Annotated in this window: 3 protein-coding genes; all 3 read left to right on the top strand. The window is 58.4% G+C overall.

Annotated elements, in window-relative coordinates:
• Positions 1-189 precede the first annotated feature (189 nt).
• A complete protein-coding gene (locus KJQ96_RS38230; protein WP_213257554.1) occupies positions 190-1,422 on the top strand; it encodes a site-specific integrase in 1,233 nt (410 codons plus the stop codon).
• Positions 1,419-2,354, top strand: a complete 936-nt coding sequence (locus KJQ96_RS38225; protein ID WP_213291131.1) for a tyrosine-type recombinase/integrase — start codon at positions 1,419-1,421, stop codon at positions 2,352-2,354. The genes KJQ96_RS38230 and KJQ96_RS38225 overlap by 4 nt, the downstream gene beginning before the upstream one ends.
• The coding region (locus KJQ96_RS38220; RefSeq protein ID WP_213291130.1) for a tyrosine-type recombinase/integrase at positions 2,351-3,339 on the top strand (989 nt) is incomplete at its 3' end. The genes KJQ96_RS38225 and KJQ96_RS38220, both read left to right, overlap by 4 nt.

Below are 3,339 nucleotides of genomic sequence, written 5' to 3'. Positions count from 1 at the left end.
GTCAGGAAGGCCAGAATACGATCGGTGGGGCTGGTAGCGAGAGGACCGTCACAAAATGGCTGATGGGTGAAGAGGTGATGAATCGAATTCGTCGCGAGCATGTATTGTCGATTCCGATCTCGACGTTGCTGTCATGTTCGTCTCTTGTCCCGCGCTGGGGATGTTCCCCCAGCTTTGCGGAGACAGATCATGACGATAACTCTCAAGAGCGCTGTTACGGTATCAACCCAACGCGTCTGCATCGGCTCAATCGCCGCTCATATAGATAAATTTGCGGAGTCCCTCGCGGGCGAGGGTTACGTTTCGCAGACCGTAAAAGCCAAATGTGCACTGGTGGCGGATCTCAGCCACTGGCTCAAGCAGCGTGGAGTGCCACTGGCACAACTCGATGAGGTGAGGCTCAAACAGTTTCACACCCACCGTCGTGGCTCAAGGCGACGCGGCGATGTATCTACCGGTCATCAGCTGTTGGATCATTTGCGGTGCCTCGGAGTCGTTTCTGCATTGCCGCAAAAAGTGGACTGGACCGCCCTCGGGCAGCTCACACGCGACTACGAGAGCTTCTTAAGTTCGGAACGCGGCTTGGCGCCCGCGACATTGATCAGCTATCTGCCCATCGTGCGAAGGTTCTTGACCGCGCATTTCGGGAACAAGGCGCTGCGTCTTCAGGATCTGCAGCCGCAGGACCTACATCGGTTCATTCTTCGTCAAGTTCCGCGGGGCAGTCGCACCTATTCCAAGCTCATGGTCACGGCACTGCGCTCGTTCCTTCGCTTCCTGTGTCAGCGCGGAAGCATCAAGACTGACTTGGCCTCCGCCCTATTCGGGGTGGCCCACTGGCGATTGTCTCATTTGCCAAAATCGCTCCCGCCCGACCAGGTCGAGCGACTCCTGCGCTGCTGCGATCGCAGCACTGCGTCCGGCCAGCGTGATTACGCAATCTTGCTGCTTTTAGCTCGCCTCGGTTTGCGCGGCGGAGAAGTACTGGCCATGACCTTGGACGACTTGGACTGGGAGCGCGGCGAGATCCTCGTGCGCGGCAAAGGCCAGCGATTGGAACGATTGCCGTTGCCTAAAGATATCGGCACGGCTCTGGTTCAATATCTGCGCCAGGTTCGTCCAACGTGTTCGACGCGCAAGGTTTTTATCCGCCTGAAAGCCCCGCACCGCGGCCTTCGCCAGACCTCCATTTGCTGTGTAGTTCGTCGTGCCCTCCAGCGCGCCGGATTGAACCCCGATTTCAAAGGGGCGCATTTATTGAGGCATTCTCTAGCCACCAAGATGCTGTGCCGAGGTGCGTCCCTCGGCGAGATAGGTCAACTGCTTCGTCACCGGCAACCCACGACGACCCAGATCTACGCCAAGGTCGATATCAAAGCGCTACGCGGCATAGCCCTTCCGTGGATGGGAGGTGCGTCATGAGTTCGTTGCAAATCGCACTCGATGAGTATCTCTCCGTGCGTCGTGCTCTGGGATACAAGTTGGTTCTGGAAGGGCGGCTGTTGCGTCGATTCATCGAATTTGCCAAGCACGCGCGGGCCGATTACATCACCACCGAACTGGCCTTGAAGTGGGCAACCCAGCCGGCCCATGCACAGCCGTCCCAGTGGGCCAACCGCTTAGGAATGGTGCGCCGCTTCGCGCGGTACTGCTGCCCCAACGATCCGCGCACCGTTGTACCGCCGCCTGATTTGCTTCCGCATCAGTACCGTCGGGTGGCACCCTACATCTACAGTGACCAGGAGATCATCCGTCTACTCGAGGCGGCGCGGCAGTTGCCGTCCACAATCGGTTTGCGGCGCCACACCTTTGCCACGCTCTTTGGATTGTACGCGGCCAGTGGCTTGCGGGCCAACGAAGCATTGCGTCTCGATCGCGACGATGTGGACCTGATCAACGGCGTGCTGACAATTCGGGATACCAAGTTCGGTAAGACCAGATACGTTCCCGTGCATCCTTCCACGCGACACGCTTTGCAACGCTACGCAAATCTTCGAGATCGCTTGTGTCGCACCCCGAGCAGTCCCAGATTCTTCCTTTCCGATCGTGGAACCCGCGTGACTTACGATATGCTGCGATGGACGTTTGTCAAAGTGTCTCGCCAGATCGGCCTGCGCGGTCCACGTGATTCGCACGGCCCCCGTCTGCATGGGTTACGCCACCGGCTTGCCATTAATACGCTTGTCAAGTGGCATCGCCGTGGAGTCGATGTCGAACGTAATCTGCCAGCGCTCAGTGCGTATTTAGGCCACGCACATATCACTGACACCCAGTGGTACCTCACCGCGACCCCGCAGTTGCTGCGCTACGTGCTGCGGCGTGTGGAGCGATCCGAGCGCAGGGGTCGTCCATGAAAGGAATCAGCCAATTTCCTACTCTGCTGGAGTCATTCTTCATGGATCGACTGATGCGGCAGCGACAGGCGAGTCCCCACACCATCGCAAGCTACCGCGACACCTTTCGCCTGCTGATGCAATATGCACAGCAGCGGCTACACAAGACACCGTCACAGTTGATCATGCCGGATTTGGATACTCCGTTCCTCGGCGCCTTTCTCGATCATCTTGAGCAAAAACGGGACAATAGCGCCCGCAGCCGCAACGTGCGTCTCGCTGCCATCCATTCGTTCTTTCGCTACGTTTCGTTGCATGCGCCGGAATACAACGCGTTGGCGCAGCGCGTGCTCGCCATGCAAAGTAAACGCTACGTGCGTCGACCGATCTGTTTCCTCACGCCGGTCGAAATTGAAGCTCTGCTCGCCGCGCCGGACCTCAACACCTGGAGCGGACGACGCGATCGAGCCCTGTTGCTGCTGGCCGTGCAGACCGGATTGCGCGCAGCAGAACTCACCGGCTTGCGCTGTGAGAACATCGCCTTGGGTACCGGTGCACACGTGCAGTGCTTGGGAAAGGGACGCAAAAGCCGGTCCACTCCGCTTCGCAAAGAGACCATCGCAGTGCTGCGCGGTTGGCTGCGAGAACGTCAGGGGCAAGCTTCCGATCCAGTCTTTCCGACCACACGAGGGCATGCCTTAGGTCATGACGGCTTGGAATACCTGCTCAACAAGCACATGGTCGTGGCTCGCCGTCATTGTCCCTCCCTGAACAAAAAACGTATCACGCCCCATTCCTTGAGACACTCGCTCGCGATGAACCTTCTTCACCACGGTGCTGATCGTTCTGTTATCGCTCTCTGGCTGGGTCACGAAGACGTCCAAACGACGTCTGTTTACTTACAGGCCGACATGCAGATCAAAGAGCAGGCGTTGGCTAAGACCACGGTCACGGGGGCTCGCGCCTCTCGCTACCAGCCCACCGATCGTATTTTGGCCTTCCTGAA

This window comes from Bradyrhizobium sp. sGM-13 (genome assembly GCF_018398875.1).
Taxonomy (GTDB): Bacteria; Pseudomonadota; Alphaproteobacteria; order Rhizobiales; family Xanthobacteraceae; genus Bradyrhizobium.
Note: the sequence above shows the minus strand (reverse complement) of the source record. Positions and strands in the feature narration are given on the sequence as shown.